Here is a 3687-nt window from a genome sequence, read left to right on the forward strand (position 1 = left end):
CGCCGAGGCCGCCGCCCTCGCCGAGGCGGGCTGCGCTCCCCGGCTCGCCCGCCTCGGGGAAGCCTCCGACGGCACGTACGGCTGGGCCGAACTGGAGGGCTGGGACACCGTCCTGGTGACCCCCGCCGCCGGATCCCGGCAACTGCTGCGGCTGCTCAGCGAGGGCGTGCCGGCCGGGCGCCGGCTGCTCGGCGCGTGGACCTTCGGCGACCGCGCCGTCATCGGCCCCGAGATGACCGCCGGGCACACCGGCTGCTGGTGCTGCGCCGCGCTGCGGCTGGGCGCGGGCACCGACGCGGCCGACAGTGCCGACCTGTGGGCGTCCGTCGGACCCGCCGCACCGCTCGGCACCCCCGCGCCGCTCATCGGCGGCCCGCTCGCCGGGATGCTCGGCAATCTCCTTGCCTTCGAGGTGTTCCGCCTGGTCACCGGGGCGCTGCCCGCCGAGACCCGCGGCCGGCTCGTCGTCCAGGACCTCGACTCCCTCGATGTGCTGACGGAGCCGCTGCTGCCGCATCCCCGATGTCCCTACTGCTCCGCCGCCCCCGAGGGCGAGCACACGGAGGGCGTCGACGCCCTGCGCACCGCCCACCCCGAGGACGAGTCCGCCGCCGCGCCCGCCGACGGCGCCGCCGACGAGGACGCCGCCCGTGCCGCGCTCGCCGCGCTGGAGGAGCGCGACGTCCTGGTCCGCGAGGCGGCAGGCGTCTTCACCGCGTACGCCGACGACGAGTGGGAGCAGACACCGCTCAAGATCGGCACCGTACGGCTGGGTCTCGCCCCCGGACGGACCCGCGAGGTGTCCGCCGCCGATGTCCACCATGTCGCCGGGGCCCGCCTGAACGCGCTGTTCCGAGCCGCCGAGGTGTACGTCGAACACGTCGTACCGGCCCAGGTGCTGACGGCCGCCGCGCTGGAGGCCGCAGCCGGGAAGTGGACCCGCCTCGCCCCCGCCGAACTCGCCGTCTCCAGCGGCCTGGACGTGCCCGCCGACCGGATCGCCCACTTCGGCGAGGCCACCTCGCTGCTCGACGGGCGGACCGTACTGGTGCCCGCGGGCGCCGTGCGCACCTTCGGCGGCTGGAACGACGCGGGCCTGTTCGAGCGGAGCTCCGCCGGCACCGGCGCCGCGGGCAGCCCCCGGGCCGCACTCGCCCGCGCCCTGCGCACCGCGCTCGCCCAGGACGCGCTGCACGCCGCCGTCCGCCGCACCCACCCGGTACGCACCGTGGACCCCGCGACCCTCACCGAGGACCCGGAACTGCGGTTCCTGCTGCGCTCGGCGGAGAACCTCGGTGTCACGGCCGAAGTCCTGGACCTGGGAGGCCCGTTGCTGCCGGTCGTGCTCGCCCGGTTCACCGACGAGCCCAGCGGCGTGACCCGTTGGGCCACCGGCAGCGGGCTGCGGCACCGGGAGGCCGTCCTGGAGGCGCTGCGCGATCTGCTCGGCGCCGAGCAACTGCGGCGCGCCGGGGGCGAGTCCGACGCCGGTGACCCGCTGTGGGCCGACCTGGACGCGGCGACCCTCGTCCCCGACGGCGTCGTACCGGCCCCCGCCGCGCGGACCACCTGGCCCGCCGTCCTCGACGGGCTCGCCGCGGCCGGACGGGACGCGTTCGCGGTGCGGGTCACCGCGCCCGACCTCGCCGAGGGCGCCGTGTTCGCGTCGCGTGTCGTGCTGACCCGCGGGACGCGTCGTGCCCACTGAGACCGTGACCGCTCCGCACCCCGCCCCGCCCACGGCCGCCGGGCCGTGGGACGCGGTGTGCGCCGCGCTCACCGCCGCCCTCGCCGGGCGCCCGGGCACCCCGCCGGTGACCGTGACCCCGCTCGGCGTCCGCGACGAACTCGCCGTCGACGCCGATGAGTTCACGCGGGACGCGGTACCGGTCGGTCTGTACGGACACCACGCCCTGGTCGGTCCCGTACCGGCCGACGGCGCGCCCGGCTGCCCCCGGTGCCTCGCGCGCCGCTGGCAGGCGGTGCGGGCCGGATATCTGCGGGACGCGCTGGAACGCGGCACCGGCCCCCGGGCCACCGGCACCCCGCCCTGGCTGGCCGGCTTCACGGTGGACGCCCTCGCCGCACTGGTCACGGCGGTGGCCCGCGGGGACCGGGGCGGCCGGCACCCCTGGGTGTGGCTGCTGGACCTGGAGACCCTGCGCGTCTCCCGGATCGCGCTGGTCCCCGACGGCGAGTGCCCGTGCTGCGGGACCCGGCCGGACGACACCGCCGAGGGCGCCAGGATCACCCTGGACCCCGGCGCCAAGCACGACCCGGCCGACTTCCGCGCACGCCCGCTCGCCGCGTACGACCTGGTGCCGCAGGCGTTCGTCAACCCCGTCACCGGCGCCCTCGGCCCCTCCTTCGCACCCGACCTGGCCTCCGCCTCGACCTCCTCGGTCATCGGCGCCTTCACCACCCGCTCGGGCGACTACCTGCGGGAGTGCTACTGGGGCGGCCACACCGACTCCTACGGCACCAGTGTGCGCGTCGGAGTGCTGGAGGGCCTGGAGCGGTTCGCCGGGATGCGGGCCCGCGCCAAACGGACCGTGCTCCGCGCGACCCTCGACGACCTCGGGGACCTCGCCGTCGACCCACGCGTCACCGGCCTGTACTCCGACGCCTTCCACGCCACCGCCCCCGAGGTGCCGCGGTTCGCGCCGGACCGCCCGGTGGACTGGGTGTGGGGCTGGTCGCTGCGCGACGACCGGCCGGTCCTCGTGCCCGAGGTCGTGGCCTACTACCACGCGCCCGGCGGGATCCGGCGGCGCTTCGTCCAGGAGAGCTCCAACGGCTGTGCCTCCGGCGGCAGTCTGACCGAGGCCGTCTACCACGGACTGATGGAGACCGTGGAACGCGACGCCTTCCTGCTGGCCTGGTTCGGCCGGCTCCGGCTGCCCGAGATCGACCCGGCGAGCAGCACCCGGGCCGCGACCCGCGCCATGGTCGACCGGCTGGCGATGTACGGCTACCGGGCCCGGTTCTTCGACACCCGCGTCACCTTCCCGGTACCGGTGGTGACCGCCGTCGCCGAACGCGTCGACGGCGGACCCGGACTGCTCTGCTTCGGCGCGGGCGCCTCCCTCGACCCCGAGGCCGCGCTCGCCGGGGGTCTGTGCGAGATCGCCACCGACTCGGTCAACCTGCGCCGCCGCACCGCCCGCGACGAACCCCGACTGCGGCGCATGGCGGGGGACTTCGGCCAGGTCCAGGTGCTGCACGACCACCCCCTGCTGTACGGGCTGCCCGAGATGGGCCGGCACACCGACTTCCTGCTGCGCGGCCGCGACGACGCCGAACGGGTGCCGCTCGCCTCCCTCGCCACCGGGAAGGGCGCCCTGTTGCCCGCCGCCGATCTGCGCACCGATGTGGAGGCGTGCGTCGGCGCCGTCACAGCGCACGGCTTCGACGTCGTCGTGGTCGACCAGACCTCCCCGGAACAGCGGGAGTTGGGCCTGCACACCGTGAAGGTCCTGGTGCCCGGCCTGCTCCCGATCGACTTCGGCACGAGCCGCCAACGCGCCCCGCTGATGCCCCGGATGCGCACCGCGCTGCGCGAAGCAGGCCTGCGGGACGACGACTTGGCGCCCGCCGATCTCAATCCGGCGCCGCATCCCTTCCCCTGACCCGACACCCCGCACCTCGGCACCCCGCACCCCGACACCCCACGCCCCGACACTCCAC

2 protein-coding genes are annotated in these 3687 nt (G+C 76.3%); both read left to right on the forward strand.

The features are described 5' to 3' along the window. Nucleotides 1–1708: TOMM precursor leader peptide-binding protein (locus CCN72_RS03375; protein WP_086806257.1), on the forward strand; the 1708-nt coding region annotated here is incomplete at its 5' end. After that, nucleotides 1698–3629 (forward strand): TOMM precursor leader peptide-binding protein, encoded by a 1932-nt coding sequence (locus CCN72_RS03380; RefSeq protein ID WP_086806258.1) that lies wholly within the window; start codon nt 1698–1700, stop codon nt 3627–3629. The genes CCN72_RS03375 and CCN72_RS03380, both read left to right, overlap by 11 nt. The last annotated feature ends 58 nt before the right edge of the window (nt 3630–3687 follow it).

This window comes from Streptomyces murinus (assembly GCF_002154555.1).
GTDB lineage: Bacteria > Actinomycetota > Actinomycetes > Streptomycetales > Streptomycetaceae > Streptomyces > Streptomyces murinus.